We start from the raw sequence: 25,266 nt of genomic DNA on the forward strand, positions 1-25,266 counted from the left end.
GCGTCGCCTCCGACCTCTAGAAACCCCAGCCCCGGAGGGCATCGCATGTCGGAGCCCGCGCCGCGGCGCTGGAGCGTGCAGGAGTTCTTCGCCTGGCAGGAGCGCCAGGACGAGCGCTACGAGCTGGTCGGCGGGGTGCCGGTCTGCATGATGGCGGGCGCCCGCAACGTGCATGACGACATCGTGGTCAACCTCGTGGCGGAGTTCCGCACCCGGCTGCGCGGGACGCCGTGCCGCCCCTTCACCGGCGACGGCAGCGTCGAGACCCTGCCCGGGCAGATCCGCCGGCCGGACCTCGGCGTCGATTGCGGCACCCGCGACCCGAACGGGCTGGTCGCCGCGGAGCCGCGCCTGATCGTCGAAGTGCTGTCACCCTCGACCCGCGACTTCGACGCGTTCGACAAGCTCGAGGAATACAAGTCGGTCGGGAGCCTCGCGGTGATCCTGCTGGTCGAGCCGAACGCCCCCGAGATCGCCCTGTGGCGCCGGGATGCGGACGGGGCCTGGCATCGACGCCTCGTCGCCGGGCTCGACCAGACGATCGACCTGCCGGAACTCGGCACGAGCGTGGCGTTGGCGGACATCTACGACGGCGTCGTCTTCCCTCCGCGGCCCCGCCTGGTCTCGGGGGTCTGACAACCGATGCACCTCCTGCGCATCGATACGGTCTCCCTCGACGAGGGCGAGGCGGCGGTCGATCTGGGCCAGGCGCCCGGCGACATCGTCGTCCTGTCCTTCACCGATTCCGACCTCGCCGGCCTCGGCCAGGCCTATGCGGGGCTGCCGGGCGACTGGCCGAGCCTGCGGCTCGCCAAGCTCGCACAGCTGCGCCACCCACTCTCCGTCGACCTCTACGCCGACGCGGTGATCGCGCGGGCCCGCTTCGTGCTGGTGCGCTGCCTCGGCGGGCTCGATTACTGGCGCTACGGGCTCGAGCGGCTGTCCGAGACCTGCCGGGCCAACGGCATCCCCCTCGCGGTGCTGCCGGGATGCGACCGGCCCGACCCGCGCCTCGACGCCGTCTCGACCGTGGCGCGGGAGCTGCTCGCGGCCCTCGACGGGTATTTCCGCGCCGGCGGGCCCGACAACCTGCGCCGGCTCCTGACCCGGATCGCCGCTGAACTCGGCCGGCCGGTGGCGGCCGAGCCGCCGCGCGCGCTGCCGCGGGGATTTGCCTGGTGCCCGGGCTGCGGCGTGCGCGACAGGCCGGAGCCCGCCTCGGCCCTGCCCCGGGCGCTCGTCCTCGTCTACCGCTCGGCGATCCTCGGCGGCGACACCGCGCCGGCCACCGCCCTCGCGGCCGCCCTGTGGGAGCGCGGCCTCACCCCCGCCATCGTGGCGGTGGCGAGCCTCAAGGATCCGGAGGCGGTTGCGGCGGTTCGCGCCGCCATTGCCGTGCAGCGTCCCGCGGTGATCGTCGCGGCGACCGCCTTCTCGGCCCGGGACGAGGCTGGCTTCGTCCTCGACGAGGCGGATTGCCCGGTGATCCAGGCCTTCACCGTCGGCGCCAGCCGGGAGGCCTGGGTGGCCTCGGCCCGGGGCCTCGGCGCCGCCGACCTCGCCATGCAGGTGGCGCTGCCGGAATTCGACGGCCGGCTCTCCGGCTTCCCGATCTCGCACAAGGAGGAAGCGCCCGAGGTCGAGGGATTCCGCGAGCGCCGGGCGGTACCGGATTTCTCCGGCATTACCGCCACCGCCGACCGGGCCGCCGCCTGGGCCCGCCTCGCCGCCACGACGCGGTCGGAGCGCCGCCTCGCGCTGGTTCTCTCCGATTACCCCGCCCGCGGGGGCCGGGCCGGCTTCGCGGTCGGGCTCGACACCCCGGCGAGCGCGCAGCGAATCCTCGAACTCCTCGGCGCCGAGGGCTACGCCGTCTCCGGCATCCCGGAGCCCGACGCCCTGATGCGCCGGCTCACCGAGGACGCCCCGAGCCTCGCTGTGCCGCTTGCGGCCTACGAGGCCTGGCGCGCCCGGCTGCCGGCAGAGGCGCGCGCCGCCCTCGCGGCCGAATGGGGCGAGCCTGCCGACGATCCGGCGCTTCGAGAGGGTGCCTTCCGGTTCCGGGCCGTGCAGGCCGGCTCCGTGCTGGTGGCGCTCCAGCCGGACCGCGGCCACAAGGGCGACCGCAAGGCGGGCTACCACGATCCCGATGCGGTGCCGTCCCACGCCTACCTCGCCTTCCACCTGGCGCTGCGCGAGGCCTGCGACGCGGTGATCCATCTCGGCACCCACGGCACCACCGAGTGGCTGCCCGGCAAGGCGGTGGCGCTCTCCACCGCCTGCTGGCCGGCGCTCGCGATCGGGGCGCTGCCGGTCATCTATCCCTTCATCGTCGACGACCCCGGCGAGGCGGCGCCGGCCAAGCGCCGCATCGGCGCCGTCACGATCGGACACCTGCCGCCGGAGACCGCCGAGGCCGGCCTCGACCCGGAGGCCGCCACCTTGCGCGAGCTGGTGGAGGAGTATTCCGCCGCCACCGTGCTCGACCCGCGCCGGGCGGATCTCATCGCCCGCGGCATCCTGGAGCGGGCCGGGGATGCGGGGCTGCTGGCCGCCGCCGGGATCGACCGTGCGACGCCGATGCCCGACGCGCTCGCCGCCCTCGATGCTCACCTGTGCGATCTCGCCGAGGTGACGATGCGCGACGGGCTGCACGTCTTTGGCGCAGGCCCGGACATCCATCCCGAATGCGGCCCGGCCGAGCGGGCGGGCCTGCTGAAGGCCCTCGACGGCCGCTTCGTGCCGCCGGGCCCCGCCGGCTCCCCGGCCCGCGGCCGGGCCGACGTGCTGCCGACCGGGCGCAACCTCGCGACCCTCGATCCCCGTGCCCTGCCGACCCGCGCCGCCGCGATGCTCGGCGAAAAAGCCGCCGCCGAGGTGGTGCGGCGCTACCTCCAGGACGAGGGCGAGTATCCGGCCCGCCTCGTCATGGATCTGTGGGCCTCGCCGACCCTGCGCACCGGCGGCGAGGACGTGGCGCAGGCCCTGGCGCTGATGGGCGTGCGCCCGGTCTGGGACCACGCCTCGACCCGGGTGACCGGCTTCGAGGTGCTGCCGCTCGCCCTCCTCGACCGGCCGCGGATCGACGTGACGGTCCGGGTCTCCGGCGCGTTCCGCGACACCTTCCCGGAGACGCTGGCCCTCCTCGACCGCGCCGCCCGGGCGGTCGCGGCGCGCGAGGAGGACGACGCCGACAACCCGCTCGCCGCCGCCCGCCGCCGCGGCGAGGCACCGGCGCGGGTCTTCGGCGCGGCCCCCGGCCGCTACGGCGCCGGCACCGCCGCGCTCGCCCTCGACGGCGCGTGGAGCGGCCGCGACGACCTCGCCCGGGCCTATCTCGACGCGACGGCCGAGGCGACCGGCACCGAGGACGCCGATTTCCCCGCCCGGGTCGCGGCGGCGGACGCCTATCTCCACGCCTTCGACGTCGCCGAACGCGACCTCCTCGACGGCGACGCCGCCGCCGATGCGATGGGGGGGTTTTCCGCCGCGGCCGCGTCTCTCGGCGCGGCACCGATCCTCTACAGCCTCGACACCAGCCGTCCCGAGGTGCCCCGGACCCGCACCGCCCGCGAGGACGTGGCCCGGCTGGTGCGCGGCCGCCTCGCCCACCCGCGCTGGATCGCCGCGCAGCTGCGCCACGGCTGGCGCGGGGCGCAGGAACTGGCGCAAGGGCTCGACGCGGTGTTCGTCATGGCGGCGGCCACCGACGCGGTCGCGGATGCCGACATCGACCGGCTCTACGACGCCTATCTCGGCGACGCGGACGTGCTCGCGGCGATCGAGGCGGCCAATCCGGGCGTCGCCCGGGCGCTGCGCGACCGCTTCGCCGCCCTGCGCGACCGCGGCCTGTGGCGCAGCCGGCGCAACTCGCTCGCCGCCCTCGACACCCGCGAGGCCGCCGAATGAGCTCCGCTTCCCTGGATCCGGCGCCCGTGAAGCCCGCCCCTCGCCGCGGCTGGTGCCCGGGCCTCGCCCGGCCGATGCCGACCGGCGACGGCCTCCTCGTGCGGCTCCATCCGGTCGCCGGACGGTTGAGCGCGGACCAGGCCCGGGCCGCAGCCCGCGCGGCGCGGGAGGGCGGCAACGGCCTCCTCGACGTCACCGCCCGGGGGAACCTTCAGATCCGCGGGGTGACGGCGGAGAGCCACGGGTGCGTCGTCGCGATCCTGGGCGATGCCGACTTGGGTGACGTGCGCCACGATGGCGGGCCGCAGCGACTGACGCTCAACGCGCCGCTCGCCGGGGCGGAGTGTCTCGCCGTCGTGACGGTTGTGGAGGCGATCGGCCGGGAAGTCGCGGGGCTGCCGGCGAAGGCGCTGGTGGCGGTGGAGGATGAGACGGGCGGCCTCGGGCCGGTCGAGGCGGATGTCCGGGTGAGGGTCGTTCCAGGATTATCCAACCTCATTGCAACCCGCGGGATCCCCTCTCCCGAGTGGGAGAGGGGTAGGGGTGAGGGTGGCTCGGGTTCCGCAACGAACCTGAACCGTCGAGCTGCGCAGCTCGACGCTCGGCGATTCACACGGAGCCGCGCCACCCTCACCCCTACCCCTCTCCCACTCGGGAGAGGGGATCCCGCGCCACTGCTGGGAACCGAGGCGGTCCCGCACACGCACGCTGTCGGCGTGAGCAAGGAACAGCTGCCCGCCCTCCAGCTCGCCGTCGCCATCCCCGACGGCCAGCTCTGGCTCGCACCCTTCCCCGCCCCCATCGCCCTCGCCATCCTGCGCACCCTCCTCCACGGCCTTGCCGCTTCCGGCGCCCGCCGCATGCGCGCCCTCTCGCAATCGCAGCGCGACGCCCTCCTGGCCGAATTCAAGCTGGGCGAAGCTCCCCCAGCAACCACTGCCCTACCCGCAGGCCTGTACGGCCGCACGCTCCTCGCGGAACTCCCCTTCGGCCGCTGCGACGCCGCGCTCCTCGAGCGCCTCGCCGCCTGGAGCGAATCCCACAGCGACGGCCATCTCGTCCTCACGCCGGGCCGCGGCGTCGCGCTCGCGGCCCGCGACGCCTCCACCGCCGAGGCCCTGCGCGACGAAGCCCGGACCACTGGCCTGATCGTCGATCCCGCCGACCCGCGCCGGGCGGTCGCCGCTTGCCCGGGTGCCCCGGCCTGCGCCTCCGGCGGCACGCCGGCGCAAGCCGATGCCCATCGTCTCGCCGCGGCCTTCGCCCCTCTCGCGCGGACGGGGGCCACCGCCCACGTCTCCGGCTGCCCGAAGGGCTGCGCCCAGCCCGGGCCTGCCGCCCTCACCCTGGTCGGGCGGCCCGACGGCCGCTACGGGGTGGTGCTGGGGGGCAACGCCGGCAAGGCCACCGATCTCGTCCTGACTTTCGGCGACGTGCTGGAGCGGCTAGAGAGCGTGCGAGTCCGACCCACCCTCGACGATCCCTCGGACCTGAGAGACGCATTCCGGGAGCCCGCATGAACCCGCGCCTCGACTATATCCGCGACGGCGCCGCCATCTACGCGCGCTCCTTCGCGATGATCCGCGCCGAATCCGACCTCGCGCGCTTCCACGGCGCCGCCGAGCGGGTGGCGGTGCGGATGATCCACGCCTGCGGCATGACCGACCTGCCCGCCGACATCGACCTGTCGCCGGACTTCGCCGAGGCGGCGGAGGCGGCGTTGCGCCGCGGCGCCCCGATCCTGTGCGACGTCCGCATGGTCGCCGACGGCGTCACCCGGGCGCGGCTGCCGGCCGGCAACGAGGTGGTCTGCACCCTCTCCGACCCCCGGGTGCCGGAGCTGGCCAGGACCCTCGACACCACCCGCACCGCCGCCGCGATGGAATTGTGGCGCGACCAGCTCGCCGGATCAGTGGTGGTCGTCGGCAACGCACCGACCGCTCTGTTCCGCCTGCTCGAGATGCTGGACGAGGGCGTGGCGCCGCCGGCGGCGGTGATCGGCGTGCCGGTCGGCTTCGTGGGGGCGGCCGAATCGAAGGACGCGCTCGCCGAGGATGGCCGGGTACCGTTCCTGGTGGTGCGCGGCCGGCGCGGCGGCAGCGCCATGGCGGCGGCGGCCGTCAACGCGCTCGCCAACGAGATCGAGTGATGGACGGTCCTTCCGACTTCCTCGGCTCGGACGCGGCCGAGATCCCCTCCGCCCCGGCGACGGCCGTCACCGGCACGCTCTACGGCGTCGGCATGGGGCCGGGCGACCCGGATTACCTCACCGTGCGGGCGGTGCGGGTGCTGGAGCGCGCCCACCACCTCGTGCATTTCTGCAAGGCGGGCAAGCGCGGCAACGCCCGCACCATCGCCGATGCGGTGGTGCAGGATCCGGCCCGCGAATGGCCGCTGCCCTACCCCTACACCACCGAATTGCACCCCGAGGACCCAGCCTACGTCTCGGCGCTCGCCGCCTTCTACGACGAGGCCGCGTCCCGCCTCGCCGAGGTGCTGGCGGCCGGCCGCGACGTCGCGATCCTGTCGGAGGGCGATCCGTTCTTCTACGGCTCGTTCATGCACCTGTGGCGCCGCCTCAAGGACCGCTTCCCGGTCGAGGTGGTGCCGGGCGTGACCGGCATGTCGGGCTGCTGGACCCGGGCCAACACCCCGATCACCTGGGGCGACGACGTGCTCACCGTGCTCCCCGCCACGCTGCCCCACGCGACGCTCGTCGCGCGCCTGAAGACGACCGACGCCGCCGTGGTGATGAAGCTCGGCCGCCACCTGCCGAAGGTGCGCGCGGCGCTCACCGAGGCCGGGCTGATCGGCCGCGCGGTCTACGTCGAGCGCGGCACCATGGCGGGCGAGAGCGTGACGGCGCTCAACGAGAAGCCTGACGACCGTGCGCCCTACTTCTCGATGGTGCTGGTGCCGGGCGAGGGCCGCCGGCCGTGAGCGGATCGGTCACGGTGATCGGCCTCGGGCCCGGCGACCCGCGCTACCTGACGCCGGCCGCATCGAGCGCGCTCGACGCCGCGCAGGACCTGATCGGCTATTTTCCCTACGTCGCCCGGGTGCCGGAGCGGCCGGGGCTGACGCGCCACGCCAGCGACAACCGGGTCGAGGTCGACCGCGCCCGCCACGCCCTGGAACTCGCGGCCGCCGGCCGTCGGGTCGCGGTGGTGTCGGGGGGCGATCCCGGCGTGTTCGCCATGGCGGCGGCGCTCTTCGAGGCGCTGGAATCCGGCGATCCGGCCTGGCGCTCGCTCTCCATCACGGTCGAACCCGGCATCACCGCGATGCTGGCCGCCGCCGCCCGGGTCGGCGCCCCGCTCGGCGGCGATTTCTGCGCGATCTCGCTGTCGGACAACCTCAAGCCCTGGGAGGTCGTCACCGCCCGGCTCCAAGCCGTGCTCGCCGCCGACCTCGTCGTGGCGCTCTACAACCCGATCTCGCGGGCGCGGCCCTGGCAGCTCGGCGCGGCGTTGGGCCTCGCCGCCGAGCAACGTGCGCCCGAGACCCCGGTGATCCTCGCCCGCGCCGTCGGCCGGCCCGACGAGGCGATCCGCATCCTGACGCTGGCCGAGGCGCGCGAGGCCTCCGCCGACATGGCGACCCTGGTGATGATCGGGGCGAGCGCGACCCGGCTGATCCCGCGGGAGGGGCAGGCGCCCTTCGTCTACACGCCGCGGTCGGTCGCCCGATGAGCCTCCAGCCAGGCCAGGGCGGCGCCGGCCTCCGCCACCCGGGGGACGTCGGGCAGATCCGGCTGCCGCACGATCACCACCGGCAGGCCCAGCGACCGGGCCGCCGCGATCTTGCCGTAGGTCGCCGCCCCGCCGGAATTCTTGGTCACCAGCACCTCGACGCCGTGGCGGCGCATCAGGTCCTCCTCCTCGGCCGGCCCGAACGGCCCGCGGGCCTCGATCGCCGTGACGTCGATCCCCGGCAGCGCGTCGCCGACCGGCTCGATGGTGCGCACGAGGTAGCGGTGCCGGGGTGCCGCCGCGAAGGCGGCGAGTTCGAGCCGGCCCACCGTCAGGAATACGCGCCGCGGGGCCTCGCCCAGGGCCGGCACGGCCCCCGCCACGCTGTCGACCTCGCACCAATCGTCGCCCGCGACCTGCCGCCAGGGCGGGCGCCGGACCGCGAGGAGCGGCACCCCCGCCGCCCGGCTCGCGAGTGCCGCGTTGCGGGAGATCACCCTGGCGAAGGGGTGGGTGGCGTCGATCAACGCCGCGATCCGGTCGTCGCGCAGGGTGGCCGCCAGCCCCTCCGCCCCGCCGAAGCCGCCGATGCGGGTGCGCGCCGGCAGGGCGAGCGGCGCCGCCGTGCGCCCGGCGAGCGACAAGGTGACGTCGTAATCCGGCCGGCCGGCGAGCAGCCGGACCAGCCCCGCGGCCTCGGTGGTGCCGCCCAGGATGAGGATGCGCATGGCCGCCTTCTCGCCTGAGCCTCGCCCCGAGTCGAGCATCGCGAAAACTCCCTGGCTGTTCATCGTCGGCATCGGCGAGGACGGTCGCGCCGGGCTGTCGCCGGCGGCGGCCGCGGCCCTCGACGGTGCCGGGCTGGTGATCGGGGGCCGCCGTCACCTCGAACTCGCCGCGCCGCTCGCCGCCGAGACCCTGGCCTGGCCGAGCCCGCTCGCCGACGCCTATCCGGCGATCCTCGCCCGGCGCGGGCAGCCGACCTGCGTGCTCGCCACCGGCGATCCGTTCCATTACGGCGTCGGCGCCGAGCTGGCGCGGCTGGTGCCGGCAGACGAGATCGCCGCCTTCCCGCAGGCCTCCGCCTTCAGCCTAGCGGCCTCCCGCCTCGGCTGGCCGCTGGCCGAGACCGCCTGCCTGACCCTGCACGGACGGGCGCTGGAGCGGGTGATCCCCCACCTTCAGCCCGGCGCCCGGCTCCTGCTCCTGTCCTGGGACGGGACGACGCCGGAGAAGCTGGCGACGCTCCTGTCCGAGCGCGGCTTTTCGCGATCGCGACTGACGGTGCTCGAGGCGATGGGGGGTCCCCGGGAGCGCCGCCGCACCGGTCTCGCCGCGGATTTCTCCGAGGATGGGATCGACCCGCTCAATACGATCGCGGTCGAGGTGGTGGCGGACATGGACGCCCGGGTGATCCCGCTCAGTCCCGGCCTCGACGACGCTTGGTTCGAGCATGACGGCCAGCTCACCAAGGCCGAGATCCGCGCCGTCACCCTCGCGGCCTTGCGCCCCCGCGCCGGCCAGCTTCTGTGGGATGTCGGGGCCGGCTCGGGCTCGATCGGGATCGAGTGGTCCTTGCGCCATCCGGCCAACCGGGCCGTCGCGGTCGAGGCCCGGGAGGAGCGCGCCGCCCGCATCCGCCGAAACGCGCGCAACCTCGGCGTGCCCGACCTCCGGGTCGTCGTCGGCCGGGCTCCGGACAGCCTCGCCGGGCTGCTGGCACCGGACGCGGCCTTCCTCGGCGGCGGCGTCTCCAATCCGGTGCTCGTGGCGACGGTGCTCGACGCTCTGCCGACCGGCGGGCGCCTCGTCGCCAACGCGGTGACGCTGGAGAGCGAGGCGCTGCTGCTGCGCCTCCACGCCGAGCGCGGCGGCAGCCTGCGGCGCCTCTCGGTCGCCCGGGCCGAGCCGGTCGGCCATCTCACCGGCTGGCGCCCGGCGATGCCGGTGACGCAATGGGCGCTGACGAAGCCGTGACGCCCGCGATCATCCAGGCGCGGGTTCCGGGCGCCGCCCCGCCGCCGCCGCTCCTGCAAGGCCCCGCCCGCACGCCCGCGACCGAGGCGCCCCGCGCGCTGATCGCAGGCATCGGATTCCGCCACGCCACCTCGGCCGAGGAGATCCTGGCACTGGTGGCCGAAGGCCTGCGCCAGGCCGACCGGCCAGGGCTGATGCTCGCGGGCCTCGCCACCGCCGCGGACCGGGCCGGCGACCGCGCCATCGTCGAGGCAGCCGGGACGCTCGGCGTGCCCCTCGTCGCCGTCGGGGTCGAGGCCCTGCGCGAGGCCGGCCGCCGGGTCGTCACCCGCTCGGTCCGCATCGAGGCCCTGCGCGGCGTCGGCTCGCTGGCCGAGGCGGCGGCGCTCGCCGCCGCCGGCCCGGACGGCCGCCTCGTCCTGCCCCGCATCGCCTCGGCGGGCGCCACCTGCGCGCTCGCCGCCAGCGGAGACGCCCTTCTCTCATGATCCACTTCATCGGCGCCGGCCCGGGCGCGGCCGACCTCATCACCGTACGCGGCCGCGACCTCATCGCCCGCTGCCCGGTCTGCCTCCACGCCGGCTCCCTCGTCGCGCCGGAGATCCTGTCCTGGTGCCCGGAGGGCGCGAGAATCGTCGACACCGCGCCCCTCTCCCTCGACGCGATCGTCGCCGAGATGGCGGCGGCCCACGCGGCCGGCCTCGAGGTGGCGCGGCTGCATTCCGGCGACCTCTCGATCTGGAGCGCGGTGGCAGAACAGACCCGCCGCCTCGACCGCCTCGGCATTCCCTACGACCTTACCCCCGGCGTCCCCGCCTTCGCGGCGGCCGCCTCGGTGCTCGGGCGCGAGCTGACGGTGCCGGAGGTGGCGCAATCGGTGGTGCTCACCCGCACCACCGGCCGCGCCTCGGCGATGCCCGACACCGAGCGCCTCGCCGCCTTCGCGGCGACCCGCGCGACCCTCGCCGTGCACCTGTCGATCCACGTCATCGACGCGGTCGTCGCCGAGCTGGTCCCGCATTACGGCCCGGACTGTCCGGCGGCGGTCGTGTTCCGCGCCACCTGGCCGGACGAGCGGGTGCTGCGCGGGACCCTCGCCGACATCGCGGCCCAGGTCGCAGCGGCGGGGCTGGAGCGCACGGCGCTGATCCTGGTCGGGCCGGCGCTCGGGGCGACGGCGTTTCGCGAGAGCGCGTTGTATGCGGCGGATTACGACAGGCGGTTCCGGCCGGGCGGGGCCGTGACGGTGCAGGCCGGATCACGGTCGACGTGACCCGACCCGCGACGGCTTCCGGCCGTTGCGGGTTTCGCGCCCCGTCCGTAAACCTCGCTCATGCGGATGAGACTTGCCACCGAGGCCGATGCGGCCCTGCTCGCACGGATCCACACGGCGAGCTGGAGAAGCGCCTATCGCTGGATCCTCGATCCGGACTTCCTCTCCGGTCCGATCGAGGAGGACCGTCTCGGCGCGTGGGCGTCCCGCATCGGGCCGCATCATCCGCACGTGACCGCCTTCATCGCCGAGACCGCCGACGCGCCGGTCGGCTTCGTCTGCGCGGTCGGGGTGGAGGATGAGCGCTGGGGAACGCTGATCGACAATCTCCACGTCCTGCCCGAGGCGAAGGGACGGGGGTTAGGGGCGGGCCTGCTCGCCGCCGCCGCGGACTGGTCCCTGCGCAGCTATCCCGATTCGGGGATCTACCTGTGGTGCTTCGAGCAGAACGAGGCGGCGCGCCGGTTCTACGAGCGGCGTGGCGGCGTGGCCGTCGAGCGCAGCACGCATAACGTTCCCGGCGGCGGCGATCGGCCGGTGATTCGATATCACTGGTCCGATCCAGCCGTGCTCAGTCAGCCCGGGTCGACCGACCTTTACTGACGGCCCTCGACCCGGTGGAGCCGGACGAGTCACCGGGTCGTTGACGAGGTTCCTCACCCGACCGGATGAAACGGCGCCCGCCCGACGAGCCCGCCTTCCCGGTCGAACACCACCACCTCGAGCGAAGTCCCTGAGCCCACGAGCGCCTTTGCCGCCGTCGCCCAGGCGTAGCGGGCGACGAGGTCGGCGAGGGGCAGGTCGCTGCCTTGCGCGAGGTGCAGCACCTCCAGCGCCGTGTTCGCCCCCGCGGCCCGCCGGGCGAGGTCGGGCGCGCCGCCGGCCTCCACCACCCGCTCCGACAGCCAGGCGAGGTCGACGGGGCCCGAGCGCGAATGCAGGTCGAGGAGGCCGTGGCCGAGCTTCGCCATCTTGGCGATGCCGCCCGCCACGGTCACCCGCGGGACGGGATGGCGGCGCAGGTATTTCAGCATGCCGCCGGCGAAGTCGCCCATGTCGATCAGCGCCTGGGGCGGCAGGCCGTAGAGGCGCGCCACCGCCTCCTCCGAGGTCGAGCCGGTGGCGCCCGCGACGTGGTCGAGGGCACCGGCGCGGGCGACGTCGATGCCGCGGTGGATGCTGTCGATCCAGGCGGCGCAGGAATACGGCACCACGACCCCGGTCGTGCCGAGCACCGACAGGCCGCCGAGGATGCCGAGCCGCGGGTTCAGGGTCTTCTGCGCCAGCGCCTCGCCGCCGGGAATCGCGATCTCCACCACCACGTCCGCCGGACCGCCGAGGCCGCCCGCGGCTTCCGCGATCGACGCCGCGATCATCCGCCGGGGCATCGGGTTGATCGCCGGCTCGCCGACGGGCAGCGGCAGCCCGGCCCGGGTCACGGTGCCGACGCCGGGCCCGGCCCGGAACGCGATGCCGGAGCCCGGCGGACCCCGTCGCACGGTGGCCAGCACCAGCACCCCGTGGGTCACGTCCGGATCGTCGCCGGCATCCTTGACCACCCCGGCGAGCGCCCCGTCTGCCACCATCCCGGTCCGCGCCAGGGCGAAGGCCGGGCGGGCGCCGCTCGGCAGCGGAATCTCGACCGGGTCGGGAAAGGCGCCGGTGACGAGGCCCGCATAGGCCGCCTTGGCGGCGGCGGCCGCGCAGGCGCCGGTGGTCCAGCCGCGGCGCAGGGTCTCCCGTGGTCGTGTCGCATCCATGCGGCGTGGTATCACCGTAGGCCGGCGCGGTGAATGCGCGCCGATCGCCAGAAGATGGACACCTTCGTGACCGCACGCTCCCCCCGCGGCCTCCTCGTCGCCGCCGCCCGTTCCGGCTCCGGCAAGACAACCGTGACCCTCGCGCTGCTGCGCGCCCTGCGCCGCAGGGGGCTCTCGGTCGCCGGGGCGAAGTGCGGGCCGGACTACATCGACCCCGCCTTCCACGCCGCCGCCACCGGCCGGCCGAGCTACAACCTCGACAGCTTCGCCATGGATGGCGAACTCCTCGACGCGGTGGCGGGCCGGGCCGGGGCGGGGGCCGACCTGCTGCTCGCCGAGGGCTCGATGGGCCTGTTCGACGGCGTCGTCGCGCAAGAGGGCCGCAGCGGCGCCAACGCCGACATCGCCGCGCGCTACGGCTGGCCTGTGGTGCTGGTGCTCGACGTCTCGGGCGCGGCGCAATCGGCCGCCGCCACCGCCCTCGGGATCCGGGCCTACGACCCGCGCCTCCACCTCGCCGGCGTGATCCTCAACAAGGTGGCGAGCCCGCGCCACCGCCGCCTCGTCGAGGTCGGGCTGGCGAAGGTAGGAATCCCGGTGCTCGGCGCGGTGCCGCGGGAGGCCGCGCTCGTCCTCCCCGAGCGCCATCTCGGGCTGATCCAGGCCGGGGAGACCGCGGATCTCGACGCCCGTCTCGACCGCCTTGCCGATCTGGCGGAGGCCTCGATCGACCTCGACGCGGTGGTGGCCGCCGCCGGCGGGCGGGTCCCGGAACCGGCGATCGGGCATCTGCCGCCGCCGCCCGGCCAGCGCCTCGCGGTCGCGCGCGACGCCGCGTTCTCGTTCGTCTACCCGCATCTCGAGGCCGGCTGGCGCGCCGCCGGGGCCGAGATCGTGCCGTTCTCGCCGCTGGCCGACGAGGCGCCGCCGGCCGGGTGCGACGCCTGCTGGCTGCCCGGCGGCTATCCGGAGCTGCATGCCGGCACGATCGCAGCCGCGTCGCGCTTCCTCGACGGCCTGCGCGCCTTCGCCGGGACGAAGCCCGTCCATGGCGAGTGCGGCGGCTACATGGTGCTGGGCGAGAGCCTGGAGGATGCCGAGGGCACGACCCACCGCATGGCCGGCCTCCTGCCGGTCGCGACGTCCTACGCGCGCCGCCGCCTGCATCTCGGCTACCGGATCGCGACGCTCGTCGGCGCCGGCGCGCTCGGGGCCGCCGGGCAGGGCCTCGTCGGGCACGAGTTCCACTACGCCAGCGAACTCACGCCGCCACCGGGGCCGGACGAGGCCCTGGCCGAGGTGACCGACGCGGAAGGCCGCAGCCCGGGCCTCGCCGGGCACCGGCGCGGTCGGGTCAGCGGCAGCTTCTTCCACCTCGTCGGGCTGCGCTGAGCGCGGCCGAGGTTCGTGTCGGGCTGCGCCGAGCGCAGCCGGGCCCTACTCGGCGGCCGCGCTGGTGCCCTCGCCGCTCGCCGCGGCGGCATGGCGGCCGAGGCGGGCGGCGGAGCGCACGATCGCCAGCACCTCGCGGCGCAGCTGCTCGTCCTCGATCTGCACGTAGGCGCGCAGCAGCTCGATCGCGCCTTGCGCGCTTAGGAAGCCGAACACGTTGTCGTCGCCGGTCTCGCCGCCGGTCTGGTCCTCGAAGAAGGCCGAGACCGGCACCTCGAGCAGCCGGGCAATCTCGCGCAGGCGGCCGGCGCCGACGCGGTTCTGGCCCTTCTCGTATTTCTGCACCTGCTGGAAGGTCACGCCGACGGCGTTGCCCAGCGCTGTCTGGCTCAAGCCCTTGGCCTTGCGCAGGGCCGTGATGCGGACTCCGACGAGACGGTCGACCTCAGTGGTTTGCTTGGGCATCGGTCCTCGACATCTCACGTGCTGGCTTGCCGGAAGCCCCCTCCCCGATCTCAGAGGGCCGCCGTCCCGCGTCGTCCATGCCCGCGTCGGCCGTCGCTTCCCGCTCCGGCCCCCCTCGCGGACGCTCGTCCCCGGGCCGGCGGCGAAGACGCCTCGCATCCGGTCCGCTCGTTTCCCCGATCGCCCGTTCCGGCCACCGCCCACCCCGGCGTCCTGACCGGACCGCGCAAAACCCAGTCGTTCCCGTCCGTTCGACGCCATCCCGTCGCCAAGCTGACGACGCGGATGCGGGTCTGCCATGCAACCCAACTCACGTCTACACGCTCCGAGTGAATTCCCCAAGGGAACAAAGGTGAAAAAAATACTGAGTGGGGCCGGTCCGGCAGTTGCGTATCCGGTGGGGTCGGCCCGCATCCGACAGGTCACCTTGCCGATGGCGAACAGGTTCCCATCTCACGGGCCGGGCCCGCAAGACCAGGGATCGTCGGGGACGAACCGCGGGTCCATTCTCGAATTGTCGCCATGCCCGACACCCCGGATATCCGGGCGCGGCACCGACGAGATCGAGCTGGTCCGGCGGCCTGATGCGCAAACGACTTAAGCCGTTCGCATGAGCCCGCGAGAACGCCGAGAAGGGACGCCCGTGATGTTCATCGCCATGAACCGGTTCAAGGTCTACAAGGACGCCGCCCAGGACTTCGAGCAGGTCTGGCTCGGGCGCGACAGCCACCTGGGGGAGATGCCGGGCTTCGTCGAGTTCCACCTGCTGCGCGGGCCGGAAGCGGAGGACCACATCCTCTACGCCTCGCACACGATCTGGTCCTCGAAGGCCGATTTCGAGGCCTGGACCCGCTCCGAGCAGTTCCGCAAGGCGCATAGCCGCGCCCCGGGCACGAAGCCGCTCTATCTCGGCCACCCGCAATTCGAGGGGTTCGAGACGATCCAGACCGTCGCCCGGAACGGGTGACGGCGGGACGCGGGGGTGGCCCGGTCAGGCCGCCCCCGCGCCGCGAATGGGTAACGGGTGCCCGGGTGTCAGGCCGCCGGTGTCAGGCGGCCTTGGGGGCGTCGAGCCGCGGCAGGAACGCAGCGAGCAGGCCCACCGCCGGCAGGAAGGCGCAGATCCGGTAGACGAACTCGATGCTGGTATGGTCGGCGACCTCGCCGAGGATCGCGGCCCCCAGGCCCCCCATGCCGAAGGCGAAGCCGAAGAACAGGCCGCCCACCAGCCCGACCCGCCCGGGCAGGAGCTCCTGGGCGTAGACCAGGATCGCCGGCATCGCCGAGGCCAGGATCAGGCCGATCGGCACGGTCAGCGCCACGGTCCAGAACAGGTTGACGTGCGGCAGCGCCAGGGTGAACGGCAGCACGCCGAGGATCGAGCCCCAGATCACCACCTTGCGGCCGAACCGGTCGCCGATCGGCCCGCCCACCACCGTGCCGGCCGCGACCGCGCCGAGGAACACGAACAGGTAGAGCTGCGACTGCTGCACCGACACGCCGAAGCGGTGGATCAGGTAGAAGGTGAAGTACGAGCTGAGGCTCGCCATGTAGAAATACTTGGAGAAGATCAGCACCAGCAGCACCGCGATGGTGGCGACCACCTTCGAGCGCGGCAGCGTGCGGACGGCCGCCCCGCCCTTCTTGCCCCGCGCCGCCCCGGACCGCAGGCGGTCGCGGTACCAGCGCCCGACAAGGCTCAGCACCACGAACCCGGCGAGCGCCGCGACCGCGAACAGAGCCACGCTCGGCTGGCCAAGGGGCACGACGATGAAGGCGGCGAGCACGGGGCCGAGCGCCGTGCCGGCATTGCCGCCGACCTGGAACACCGACTGGGCCAAGCCGTAGCGCCCGCCGGACGCCAGGCGGGCGACCCGCGAGGCCTCGGGGTGGAAGATCGCCGAGCCGAGGCCGACGAGGCAGGCGGCCATGACCAGGAGGCCGTACGAGCCGGCATGGGAAAGGAGCAGCAGGCCGCAGAGCGACAGCAGCATGCCGGTCGCGAGCGAGAACGGCATCGGCCGCTTGTCGGTGAATAAACCGACCACCGGTTGCAGCAGCGAGGCGGTGAGCTGGAAGGCCAGGGTCAGGAAGCCGATCTGGCCGAAATCGAGGCTGTAGGCCTGCTTCAGGAGGGGGTAGATCGCCGGCAGCAGCGACTGGATCATGTCGTTGAGGAGGTGCGACAGGCTCAGGCCCCCCAGAACCACCGCCGCCGGACCTGCGGCGGCGGCCGGGCTCGGGGCCCTGGTCACGACCTCCACCGGCGGCCCGGTCACCGACGCCTCCACGGCCACGCCGCCCTCGCTCGCTCGCGCATCCATCGCCCGCTTCGCTCCCCTGGCGGTCCTGGCGCGGACCGCTCCCGCCGCGCGCCCCGTACCCGTCACCGACGGTCCGCAGGGGTTGCGGCGAGCTTCACATACACCCGTCGCATCCTCCCGTCCCGTCTCTCGCCGCAGGGCTGGGATGCCGCCGGTCCCGGGCTTGCTGCCCGACCGTCAACCAGCCGGCGACGGCCCGGGGGACGTGCGGAAACGGCACGGTCCCGCCCGGTCCGTCCCACGCCGGCACAGCCAGCGGTCACGGGTCTTCTCGCCATGCGACACGAACGGTTCCCCGGAGACGGCGATGCCCACCTCGCCACCTCGGAGGCGCGCGCGGTCTGGAACGCGCTCCTGCCCCGCCGCGGCCGGGCGGCGTTGCGCGTCGCGATCGCCGGCGGGGCGGCGCTCGCCGAGCTCGTGGCGGTGGCGGTCACCGGTCTCGCCTGCGAGACGATCTACCACCTCGTCTCCTACGAGCGGCACCCGGACCTCGGCCCATCGCTGGCGGTCGGCCTGTTCCTCGGCCTGTTCGTGGTGCTGCCGAACGTCGCGCGCGGCGAGTACAGCATCGAGAACTACCTCGCCCGCGCGCCGCGTTTCCGCCGGATGGTCAGCCTCTGGCTCGGCGCCTGGACGGTGGTGCTGGTCCTCGGCTTCCTCAGCAAGACCACCGGCGACCATTCCCGCGTGGCGACGCTGGCGACCTTCCTCGCCGGCCTGCCGGTCCTCGTCGCCACCCGCCTCGCCACCGTGACCCTGGTGCGCCGGCTCATCACGCCGCGCTCCGATTCCGCCCGCCGCATCCACCTGATCGGCTACGAGGAGGACGTCGCGAGCTTCTACGCCACCCACGACACCGCGGCGCTCGGCCTGCGGGTGATCGGCGTCAGCACCCTGCGCAGCTCAGGCCCGGGCACCGAGCCGGAGGCGCGCAAGGCCCAGCTCGCCGAGGATCTCGACCTCAGCGTGTCGGTCGTGCGCTTCCTGCGGCCCGACGACGTGTTCGTGCTTGTGCCCTGGGCCGATGTCGAGGACCTCGAGGCCTGCGTCGACGCCTTCCTGCGGGTGCCGGTCGCCCTGCACCTGCGCCCGGGCCGGGTGATGGACCGCTTCAGCGACGTCCGCCTCGGCCGGGTCGGCCTGCTCACCGGCATCAATGTCGGCCGTGCGCCCCTCTCCCCCCTGGAGATCGCCGCCAAGCGCACCTTCGACGTCGTGGTGGCCTCGCTCGGCCTCGTCGCGCTCTCGCCGCTGCTCATCCTGATCGCGATCCTGATCCGCCTCGACAGCCGTGGCCCGAGCCTGTTTCGGCAGAAGCGCTACGGCTTCAACCAGGAGGCGTTCTGGGTGTTCAAGTTCCGCAGCATGCGCCAGGAGTCCGGCGCCGCCTTCCGCCAGGCGACCCGCGACGACGACCGCATCACCCGGATCGGCCGCGTTCTGCGCCGCACCAACCTCGACGAATTGCCCCAGCTCCTCAACGTGATCCGGGGCGACATGTCGCTGGTCGGCCCCCGCCCCCACGCGGTGGCCCACGACCGCAGCTTCGAGCGCCGCATCGCGCTCTACGCCCGGCGCCACAACGTGCGGCCGGGGATCACCGGCTGGGCGCAGGTGAACGGCCTGCGCGGCGAGACCCTGACCGATGCCGACATGCAGCGCAGGGTCGAGCACGACCTGTTCTACATCGACAATTGGTCGTTGTGGTTCGACATCAGGATCCTGGTGATGACGGTGGTGGCGCGGAGCGCGTTCAAGAACGCGTATTGAGGCCGGCGTGCCCGTATGCCGGGCATCCCATCTCCCAGAGCCACCTTCGCTTGCATCTCCCCCTCGTACTGGTCAGGAGCCGAGATCGGCTTCCGGGCCGGCAGCTGGGTGAAGTCCGGGACGGGGTCGGACGACCGTTCACTACGCCTCGTACTCCGCGCAGCCCTCGACCTTGACGCGGGGCGGCACACGGCCTCGTTCATGGCGAGATCGGCCCTGTGGGTTCCTCGAACGGGCTGCAGCGGCACGGATTCCTGCGCCGGAACACGGGAGAGCTGCCGGGCGGGCCGATGGACCGCGTGGCGACACCCGAGCACCACAGGGGGATATCGGGCCCTGTCAGCGGCCTCCCTCGCCCCGCCCCTGGCACGCCCCGCACTCCCCCTCGATCTCGACGATCCGGCTCGCCGGCTTGAACCCGGCCTGGGCGAGCGTCCGGTCGAGGCTGCGCTCGATCTCGGCCGAGATGGTCTCGTCGACGCTGCCGCAGCTGCGGCAGATCAGGAACACCGCGCTCTCGCCGGCACCGTGGCCGTGCTCGCAGGGGACGAAGGCGTTGCGGCTGGCGATGCGGTGGACGAGGCCGTGCTCGGTGAGGAAGTCGAGGGCGCGGTAGACCGAGACCGCGGCGACGCGCTTGCCCGGGGCGCTCAGGCGCTCGGCGATGTCGTAGGCGCCGAGCGGGCGCCCCTCCTCGGCCACCACCTCCAGGGTGCGGCGGCGCAGCGTCGTGAATTGCAGGCCGAGATCCTGCGCCAGCCGCTCGGCGCGCGCGACGAGGTCGGCCGTCCGGGCGGGCCCGTGCTCCTCGTGGCCGTGACCGTGATGCCCGCAGGTTCCGTGCTCGTCCATCCGCCACCCTCCGGACGCCGTCCTACCCCAACCCGGCGGCGGTTGACAGGCCCTGCCTGTTACAGTGTAACGATCCGCCTCGGGGCGGCAGCCGGCCGCCCCTATATGGGGTCCGTGCGCCCGCCCGCCGAGGGCGCGAGCCGGACCCGAACGACCGATTCGCCGATGCCGCATTCGCACGCCCCGCGGGCCGACGCCGCTCCGCGATCCCAGACCGCACCGTTCTCCCTGCTGCGGGTCGGCGTCGGGCCGCGCCTCGCCGTGGCCGCGCTCCTGGCAGCGGCCCTCTGGGGCCTGATCGGCTGGGCCATGGCGTGACGGTACCGCTCAAGCATCCCGCGCCGATCGGCACGTTATCCTCTACCCCGGGCGGCGCCCTCGCCTTCCGCGGCCTCACCCTCGGCTATGCCCGCCATCCGGCGGTCCACCACCTCGACGGCACGATCCCGGCGGGATCGCTCACCGCGGTGGTCGGGCCGAACGGCGCCGGCAAGTCGACCCTGCTCAAGGGCATCATGGGCGAGATCGCGCCGCTGGAGGGCGAGGTCGCCCGCTCCGGCCTGGCGCGGCAGGACATCGCCTACCTGCCCCAGGCCGCCGAGATCGACCGGGCGTTCCCGATCGGCGTGTTCGACCTCGTTGCGATGGGGCTGTGGCGCCAAGTCGGGCCGTGGCGGGCCCTGAAGCCGCACCGGGCCGCCGTCGCGGCGGCGCTCGCGGCGGTGGGGCTCACCGGCTTCGAGCGCCGGCCGATCGGCACGCTGTCGGGGGGCCAGCTGCGCCGCGCCCTGTTCGCCCGCGTCCTGCTGCAGGACGCGCGGGTGATCCTGCTCGACGAGCCCTTCGCGGCGATCGACGCGCGCACCACCGACGAGCTCCTGGGCCTGGTCCACGGCTGGCACGCGGAGGGTCGCACCGTGGTGGCGGTGCTGCACGACCTCGACCAGGTCGCCCGGCACTTCCCCTCGACGCTGCTCCTCGCCCGCGAGGCGGTGGCCTGGGGGGCGACGTCCGAGGTGCTGACCGCCGACAACCTGCGCCGGGCCCGCCGGCTCTGCGAGGCCTGGGACGAGGACGCGCCGGTGTGCCGCGCCGCACCCGGGCACGATCATGATCACGATCACGGCCCGCACGAGCCCGCGGCCCACGATCCTGCGTCGCACGACCACGCGCACCACGACCACACCCACGGGCACGCCGCGTGATCGATCTCCTCACGGCGCCCTTCGTCGAGTTCTCGTTCATGCGCCGGGCGCTCGCCGGCTGCGTCGCCCTGTCGGTCGGCGCCGCCCCGGTCGGCGTCTTCCTGACGCTGCGCCGCATGAGCCTGATGAGCGAGGCGATGAGCCACGCCATCCTGCCCGGCGCGGCGGTCGGCTTCCTGTGGGCCGGGCTGTCGCTGCCGGCGATGACGCTCGGCGGCCTCGTCGCCGGCCTCGCGGTGGCGCTGCTCTCGGGCTTCATCGCCCGCTCGACGGTGCTGCGCGAGGATGCGAGCCTGGCGGCGTTCTACTTGATCTCGCTCGCCGCCGGCGTGCTGCTGATCTCGGCCCGGGGCTCGTCGATCGACCTCCTGCACATCCTGTTCGGCACGGTGCTGGCGCTCGACGACGACGCCCTGGTGCTGCTCGGCGGCATCGCCACCGTGACCCTCGCGGGCCTCGCCGTCGCCTACCGGCCGCTGGTGATGGAATGCGTCGATCCGCTGTTCCTGCGCTCGGTCGGCCGGGCGAGCGGGCCGGTGCACTACGCCTTCCTCGCCCTGGTGGTGCTCAACCTCGTCGGCGGCTTCGCGGCGCTCGGCACCCTGCTCGCCGTCGGGCTGATGCTGCTGCCGGCAATCACCGCCCGGTTCTGGGCCGTCGACCTCAGCGGGCTGATGCCGGCGGCGGTGATCCTGGCGCTCGTCGCGAGCGTGGCGGGGCTTCTCGTCTCGTACTACGCCAGCCTGCCGACCGGGCCGGCGATCGTGCTCGCCGCGGGCGCCCTCTACGTCGCCTCGATGCTGCTCGGGCCTCGCGGCGGGCTGGTCTGGCGGCTGTTTCCGGCCCGCCACCTCGAGGCGTGAGCTATCGGGAAGGGGGTGAGTCGGGCGACCGCGCCGGCTCGCCCCGGTACGCCGCCCGCCGGCAGGCATCCGAGCAGTAGCGCACCTCGTCCCAGACCCGCTCCCACTTCTTGCGCCAGGCGAAGGGCCGGCCGCACTGGGCGCACAGCTTCTGCGGCAAGTCGCCCTTGCGGCGCATCTTCGGCATCGCCTCAGCGCCCCGTCTTGCCGGCATCGGCGAGCGGGATGCTGCTCCAGCGGGTGATCTGCACGTAGCCGTCCCGGGCCGCCACCAGGATCTGGCGGCGATAGGCGTGCACCACCGTACCGGGGGCGTGGCGGTGGGCCTCCGTCCAGCCCTCGGCCTCCTGCACGAAGATCCGGTTGTCGTTGACGCGCGCCAGGGTCTCGATCGACCCGAAGGCCCGGACTCGGCGCAGGATCGCCGCGACCGGCTGGCGGAAATCGAGGGTGCGGTCGAGATCGGTGACCCGCGGCCAGTAGGCGCCGTCGCCCTGCGGCTCGGCCTTGCGCCACAGGGCGGGCAGGTCGCGGGCGATCGGCCCGCGGGCGAGCCGCATCGCCGCCATCTGGCAGCGGGCGAGCAGGGTCTCGTGCGTCTCCGTGCCGGAGATCGGGAAGAGGTCCTGCGCCAGGATGTCGCCGATGTCGAAGCCCTCCTCGGCGAGCACGTGGGCGGTCACGCCCCAGCTCTCGTAGGAATCGAGGACGGCGCGAAACAGCGGGTAGGGCCCGCGGCCGTCGGGCAGCGGCGAGGGGTGGATGTTGAGGGCGTAGCGCACCCGGCCCGGCCAGCCGGTGACGAGCCAGGGATAGCCCGCTACCACCAGCGCCCAGTCGCGCCCGTGCTCGGCCGACAGGGCCTCGATGTCGGCGACGCGGATGCGCGAGAGCTGGATCGGCACCCGGTGGCGCCGGGCGAGCGCCACGACCGTCTCGTTCTGGTCGTAGATCCCGTCGCAGGGGCGGGAGAACAGCTTGATCGGTTGCCAGCCCGCCGCGACCAGGGCCTCGAACACACCGCCCAGGAAGTCGATTCCCGCGAAGGCGAATTTCACGACGCGACTCCTCAGACCCGATCATTCCCGGCGGACGGAACTCAACCCGCCCGCCCCTGCGTCGGTTCGGCCCGGCGCAACCCGCGCGCCGGCGTCCCTAACCGCTCTAGCTAGGGTTATGGTCAGCCGAAGGGGAGCCGCAATGGCGCGAGTGTTAGCCAACGTTTCGCATGCCTGCGCCAGGGGCTGAGCACGCATGCGCACGCTCCGCCTCGTCCTCGGCGACCAGCTCCATCCGCGGCTCGCCACCCTCACCGATCTCGATCCCGCCACCGACACGGTGCTGATGGTCGAGGTCACCGAGGAGGCGACCTACGTGCGCCACCACAAGCAGAAGCTGGTGCTGGTCTTCTCCGCCATGCGCCACTTCGCCGCCGAATTGCGCGAGCGCGGCGTCACGGTCGACTACGTCGTCCTCGACGATCCCGGCAATGCCGGCTCGTTCACCGGCGAGCTCGCCCGCGCGGTCGCGCGTCACCGGCCCGACCGGATCGTCGTGACCGAGGCCGGCGAGTGGCGGGTCGAGGCGATGATGCTGGACTGGGAGGAGCGGTTCGGGCTGCCGGTCGAGATCCGGGACGACACCCGCTTCCTGTGCGCGCGTCCGGTCTTCGCCCGCTGGGCGGAGGGGCGCGGGGTCCTGCGGATGGAGACCTTCTACCGCGCCATGCGCCGGCGCACCGGCTTCCTGATGGAGGGGCGCGATCCCGTGGGCGGGCAATGGAACTTCGACCACGACAACCGCCGCCGCCTGCCCGCCGGCCACGCCGTGCCGGAGCGCCGGCGCTTCCCGCCCGATGCGGTGACCCGGGAGGTGATGGACCTCGTCGCGCGCCGCTTCCCCGACCATTTCGGCGACCTCGACGGCTTCGGCTGGCCGGTGACCCGCGCCGAGGCCCTCGAGGCCCTGCGCCACTTCCTCGACGACTGCCTGGCGCAGTTCGGCGACTACCAGGACGCGATGCGCTCCGGCACGCCGTTCCTGTATCACGGGCTGATCGCGCCAGCGCTCAATCTCGGGCTTCTCGACGCCGAGGAGGTGTGCCGGGCGGCGGAAGAGCGCTGGCGCGAGGGCGCGGCGCCCCTCAACGCGGTCGAGGGTTTCATCCGCCAGATCCTCGGCTGGCGCGAATACGTGCGCGGGCTCTACTGGGCGCGGATGCCGGACTACCCCGAGACCAACGCGCTGAACGCCACCCGCGACCTGCCGTGGTTCTACTGGTCGGGCGAGACCGCCATGGCCTGCCTCGCCGAATGCGTGCGCGACACGAAAGCCTTCGCCCACGCCCACCACATCCAGCGCCTGATGGTGCTCGGCAACTTCGCGCTCATCGCCGGCCTCGCGCCGCGCCAGGTCGAGGAGTGGTTCCTCGTCGTCTACGCCGACGCCTACGAGTGGGTGGAACTCCCCAACGTCCACGGCATGGCGCTGTGGGCCGATGGCGGGCTCCTCGGCTCGAAGCCCTACGCCTCGTCCGGCGCCTATATCGACCGGATGTCGGATTACTGCCGCGGCTGCGCCTACGACGTGAAGAAGAAGGAAGGCGAGGCCGCCTGCCCGTTCAACTACCTGTACTGGAACTTCCTGATCGGGAACGAGGAGACCTTGCGCGGCAACCCGCGCCTCGCGATGCCCTACCGCACCCTCGACAAGATGGCGCCGGCGCGCCGCGACACGATCGTCGCGGATTCGGCGCGCTTCCTCGGCTCGCTGTCCTCAGAGCGGTAGCCAGGCGGTGAGCGTGCCGTAGGCGCCGGGGCGCCGGATCTGCTCCTCGTAGACCCAGCCGGCCGAGACGCGGAAGCTCAGCTGCGCCAGCGCGAAATCGGTGGCGTGGAGGCCGAGGCTCCACTTCCGGTAGCCGGTCCGGTCGGCGTAGAGCGCGGCCTCCGGCCCGAGATAGGCCGCGGTCCATTCCGGAACGCGCATGCCCCAGGAGACCCGGCCCCAGGCGCTCCAGCGCGCGGTGCCGCCGATCAGGGTCGCGGTGACGAGCGTCGCCTCGCTCGGCCGCGCCCATAGCTCGCCCTGCACCCGCAGGCCGGGGCGCGGGGCCGGCAGCCGCGTCGTGCCGGGGCTGTCCAGCACCTCGAAGGCGAGTTCGGGTCCGGCGAACAGGGCGGCGACGCCCCAGCCGCGCACCCATTGCCACCCGGCGAGCGCCCCGGCCTGCACCGTGTGGCGCAGGGTGCGCGGCGGGGCGAGGCCGGCCTTGGCGCGCGGATCGCCCCACCAGTCCCGCTCCGGCCGCAGGCCGTAGCCGAGGGTCGCGAGGGTGACGATGCCGTCCCGGGCGATCCCGCCCGGCGCCACCTTGGCCCCGGCGCTGACGAAGGTCGAGCGGCCGGCATCCAGGCTGCCGAACAGCACGGTCCGCACGTCGTCCCGCTCGTCGGCGAGCGCCGCCTCCGGGCAGGCCAGGCCGGCCGCCGCGCGAAGCAGGAGAAGTCGAACCGGGGGATGAGGCACGAGGACCGAGCCTGCCGTTGCGTCCATGGAAATATCTTTTCCAAAAGACGCTGCGTCAAGACGCGGCCTGGACGATGGCACAGGTGATCGAACGGGCGCGGCGACTGCACAGGATGGCGATCCGGCGCGGCCCGGACCGCAGACGAGGCGATGTGCGCCGGGACTGTCAGCACTCGCTCGACTAGGCTGCTATTGCTTGAAAAATCAACGCATTAGATACTCTTTTCACTTGAGCGTAACCATTGATTAACCG

At 73.7% G+C, this 25,266-nt stretch carries 25 protein-coding genes; 17 read left to right on the plus strand and 8 right to left on the minus strand.

Translation table 11 applies throughout. The annotated features are described in order from the left end of the window. The first annotated feature begins 45 nt into the window (after window positions 1–45). From ACS5PV_RS09435 to cobJ, 6 genes are read left to right on the plus strand one after another with little or no spacing between them, the layout of a single operon-like run. Window positions 46–636: a Uma2 family endonuclease gene (locus tag ACS5PV_RS09435; RefSeq protein ID WP_455395084.1), complete on the plus strand. Its 591-nt coding sequence runs from the start codon at window positions 46–48 to the stop codon at window positions 634–636. A gap of 6 nt (window positions 637–642) precedes the next feature. Further along, window positions 643–3,909, plus strand: coding sequence for a cobaltochelatase subunit CobN (gene cobN / locus ACS5PV_RS09440; protein WP_455395085.1), 3,267 nt, complete (start codon window positions 643–645; stop codon window positions 3,907–3,909). Window positions 3,910–3,935: 26 nt separating this feature from the next. Next, on the plus strand, window positions 3,936–5,429 hold the full coding sequence (locus tag ACS5PV_RS09445) for a nitrite reductase (RefSeq protein WP_455395086.1): 1,494 nt from the start codon (window positions 3,936–3,938) through the stop codon (window positions 5,427–5,429). Continuing rightward, a complete protein-coding gene (locus ACS5PV_RS09450) occupies window positions 5,426–6,058 on the plus strand; it encodes a precorrin-8X methylmutase (RefSeq protein ID WP_455395087.1) in 633 nt (210 codons plus the stop codon). Before ACS5PV_RS09445 ends, ACS5PV_RS09450 begins: the two co-directional genes overlap by 4 nt. Beyond that, on the plus strand, window positions 6,058–6,849 hold the full coding sequence (locus tag ACS5PV_RS09455) for a precorrin-2 C(20)-methyltransferase (RefSeq protein WP_455395088.1): 792 nt from the start codon (window positions 6,058–6,060) through the stop codon (window positions 6,847–6,849). Before ACS5PV_RS09450 ends, ACS5PV_RS09455 begins: the two co-directional genes overlap by 1 nt. After that, window positions 6,846–7,601, plus strand: a complete 756-nt coding sequence (gene cobJ / locus ACS5PV_RS09460; protein WP_455395089.1) for a precorrin-3B C(17)-methyltransferase — start codon at window positions 6,846–6,848, stop codon at window positions 7,599–7,601. The genes ACS5PV_RS09455 and cobJ overlap by 4 nt, the downstream gene beginning before the upstream one ends. On the opposite strand, the gene ACS5PV_RS09465 is transcribed toward cobJ, so the two are convergent. After that, window positions 7,574–8,329, minus strand: a complete 756-nt coding sequence (locus ACS5PV_RS09465) for a cobalt-precorrin-6A reductase (RefSeq protein WP_455395090.1) — start codon at window positions 8,327–8,329, stop codon at window positions 7,574–7,576. The genes cobJ and ACS5PV_RS09465 overlap by 28 nt on opposite strands. Here ACS5PV_RS09465 and cbiE point away from each other — a divergent pair. The 4 genes from cbiE to ACS5PV_RS09485 are packed head-to-tail and all read left to right on the plus strand — an operon-like array spanning window position 8,328 to window position 11,454. Continuing rightward, window positions 8,328–9,578, plus strand: coding sequence for a precorrin-6y C5,15-methyltransferase (decarboxylating) subunit CbiE (gene cbiE, locus ACS5PV_RS09470; RefSeq protein WP_455395091.1), 1,251 nt, complete (start codon window positions 8,328–8,330; stop codon window positions 9,576–9,578). The genes ACS5PV_RS09465 and cbiE overlap by 2 nt on opposite strands. Further along, window positions 9,557–10,066 (plus strand): cobalamin biosynthesis protein, encoded by a 510-nt coding sequence (locus tag ACS5PV_RS09475; RefSeq protein ID WP_455395092.1) that lies wholly within the window; start codon window positions 9,557–9,559, stop codon window positions 10,064–10,066. Before cbiE ends, ACS5PV_RS09475 begins: the two co-directional genes overlap by 22 nt. Further along, the gene (gene cobM / locus ACS5PV_RS09480; RefSeq protein ID WP_455395093.1) at window positions 10,063–10,851 is read left to right on the plus strand and encodes a precorrin-4 C(11)-methyltransferase; all 789 of its coding nucleotides are present in this window, start codon (window positions 10,063–10,065) and stop codon (window positions 10,849–10,851) included. The genes ACS5PV_RS09475 and cobM overlap by 4 nt, the downstream gene beginning before the upstream one ends. A gap of 60 nt (window positions 10,852–10,911) precedes the next feature. Then, window positions 10,912–11,454: a GNAT family N-acetyltransferase gene (locus tag ACS5PV_RS09485; RefSeq protein ID WP_455395094.1), complete on the plus strand. Its 543-nt coding sequence runs from the start codon at window positions 10,912–10,914 to the stop codon at window positions 11,452–11,454. Window positions 11,455–11,507: 53 nt separating this feature from the next. On the opposite strand, the gene ACS5PV_RS09490 is transcribed toward ACS5PV_RS09485, so the two are convergent. Then, complete coding sequence (locus ACS5PV_RS09490) at window positions 11,508–12,611, minus strand: cobalt-precorrin-5B (C(1))-methyltransferase (RefSeq protein WP_455395095.1); 1,104 nt, start codon at window positions 12,609–12,611, stop codon at window positions 11,508–11,510. A 54-nt stretch (window positions 12,612–12,665) separates the two neighbouring features. On the opposite strand from ACS5PV_RS09490, the gene ACS5PV_RS09495 reads away from it, so the two are divergent. Beyond that, window positions 12,666–14,003, plus strand: coding sequence for a cobyrinate a,c-diamide synthase (locus tag ACS5PV_RS09495; protein WP_455395532.1), 1,338 nt, complete (start codon window positions 12,666–12,668; stop codon window positions 14,001–14,003). Window positions 14,004–14,048: 45 nt separating this feature from the next. On the opposite strand, the gene ACS5PV_RS09500 is transcribed toward ACS5PV_RS09495, so the two are convergent. Then, window positions 14,049–14,468, minus strand: a complete 420-nt coding sequence (locus ACS5PV_RS09500) for a helix-turn-helix domain-containing protein (protein WP_455395096.1) — start codon at window positions 14,466–14,468, stop codon at window positions 14,049–14,051. A 646-nt stretch (window positions 14,469–15,114) separates the two neighbouring features. Between ACS5PV_RS09500 and ACS5PV_RS09505 the strand changes: the two genes are divergently transcribed. Continuing rightward, complete coding sequence (locus ACS5PV_RS09505; RefSeq protein WP_455395097.1) at window positions 15,115–15,435, plus strand: antibiotic biosynthesis monooxygenase family protein; 321 nt, start codon at window positions 15,115–15,117, stop codon at window positions 15,433–15,435. Between the two features lie 82 nt (window positions 15,436–15,517). On the opposite strand, the gene ACS5PV_RS09510 is transcribed toward ACS5PV_RS09505, so the two are convergent. Beyond that, entirely contained in the window at window positions 15,518–16,792 is a 1,275-nt protein-coding gene (locus ACS5PV_RS09510) for an MFS transporter (RefSeq protein ID WP_455395098.1), read from the minus strand. A gap of 276 nt (window positions 16,793–17,068) precedes the next feature. Between ACS5PV_RS09510 and ACS5PV_RS09515 the strand changes: the two genes are divergently transcribed. Further along, window positions 17,069–18,565: an undecaprenyl-phosphate glucose phosphotransferase gene (locus tag ACS5PV_RS09515; RefSeq protein WP_455395099.1), complete on the plus strand. Its 1,497-nt coding sequence runs from the start codon at window positions 17,069–17,071 to the stop codon at window positions 18,563–18,565. A 339-nt stretch (window positions 18,566–18,904) separates the two neighbouring features. Here ACS5PV_RS09515 and ACS5PV_RS09520 read toward each other — a convergent pair whose 3' ends face one another. Continuing rightward, the gene (locus ACS5PV_RS09520; RefSeq protein WP_455395100.1) at window positions 18,905–19,417 is read right to left on the minus strand and encodes a Fur family transcriptional regulator; all 513 of its coding nucleotides are present in this window, start codon (window positions 19,415–19,417) and stop codon (window positions 18,905–18,907) included. Window positions 19,418–19,582: 165 nt separating this feature from the next. Here ACS5PV_RS09520 and ACS5PV_RS09525 point away from each other — a divergent pair, with 165 nt between their 5' ends. The 3 genes from ACS5PV_RS09525 to ACS5PV_RS09535 are packed head-to-tail and all read left to right on the plus strand — an operon-like array spanning window position 19,583 to window position 21,485. Further along, on the plus strand, window positions 19,583–19,735 hold the full coding sequence (locus ACS5PV_RS09525) for a hypothetical protein (RefSeq protein WP_455395101.1): 153 nt from the start codon (window positions 19,583–19,585) through the stop codon (window positions 19,733–19,735). After that, entirely contained in the window at window positions 19,732–20,622 is an 891-nt protein-coding gene (gene aztA / locus ACS5PV_RS09530) for a zinc ABC transporter ATP-binding protein AztA (RefSeq protein WP_455395102.1), read from the plus strand. Before ACS5PV_RS09525 ends, aztA begins: the two co-directional genes overlap by 4 nt. Further along, the gene (locus ACS5PV_RS09535) at window positions 20,619–21,485 is read left to right on the plus strand and encodes a metal ABC transporter permease (protein ID WP_455395103.1); all 867 of its coding nucleotides are present in this window, start codon (window positions 20,619–20,621) and stop codon (window positions 21,483–21,485) included. Before aztA ends, ACS5PV_RS09535 begins: the two co-directional genes overlap by 4 nt. A gap of 1 nt (window position 21,486) precedes the next feature. Here ACS5PV_RS09535 and ACS5PV_RS09540 read toward each other — a convergent pair whose 3' ends face one another. Then, on the minus strand, window positions 21,487–21,672 hold the full coding sequence (locus ACS5PV_RS09540; RefSeq protein WP_455395104.1) for a DUF2256 domain-containing protein: 186 nt from the start codon (window positions 21,670–21,672) through the stop codon (window positions 21,487–21,489). 4 nt (window positions 21,673–21,676) lie between these two features. Next, the gene (locus tag ACS5PV_RS09545; protein WP_455395105.1) at window positions 21,677–22,543 is read right to left on the minus strand and encodes a methionyl-tRNA formyltransferase; all 867 of its coding nucleotides are present in this window, start codon (window positions 22,541–22,543) and stop codon (window positions 21,677–21,679) included. 196 nt (window positions 22,544–22,739) lie between these two features. Here ACS5PV_RS09545 and ACS5PV_RS09550 point away from each other — a divergent pair, with 196 nt between their 5' ends. Continuing rightward, entirely contained in the window at window positions 22,740–24,272 is a 1,533-nt protein-coding gene (locus tag ACS5PV_RS09550; protein WP_455395106.1) for a cryptochrome/photolyase family protein, read from the plus strand. On the opposite strand, the gene bcsS is transcribed toward ACS5PV_RS09550, so the two are convergent. Then, complete coding sequence (gene bcsS, locus ACS5PV_RS09555) at window positions 24,261–25,040, minus strand: cellulose biosynthesis protein BcsS (protein WP_455395107.1); 780 nt, start codon at window positions 25,038–25,040, stop codon at window positions 24,261–24,263. The genes ACS5PV_RS09550 and bcsS overlap by 12 nt on opposite strands. Window positions 25,041–25,266: the final 226 nt, after the last annotated feature.

Source organism: Methylobacterium sp. Gmos1 (genome assembly GCF_053764715.1).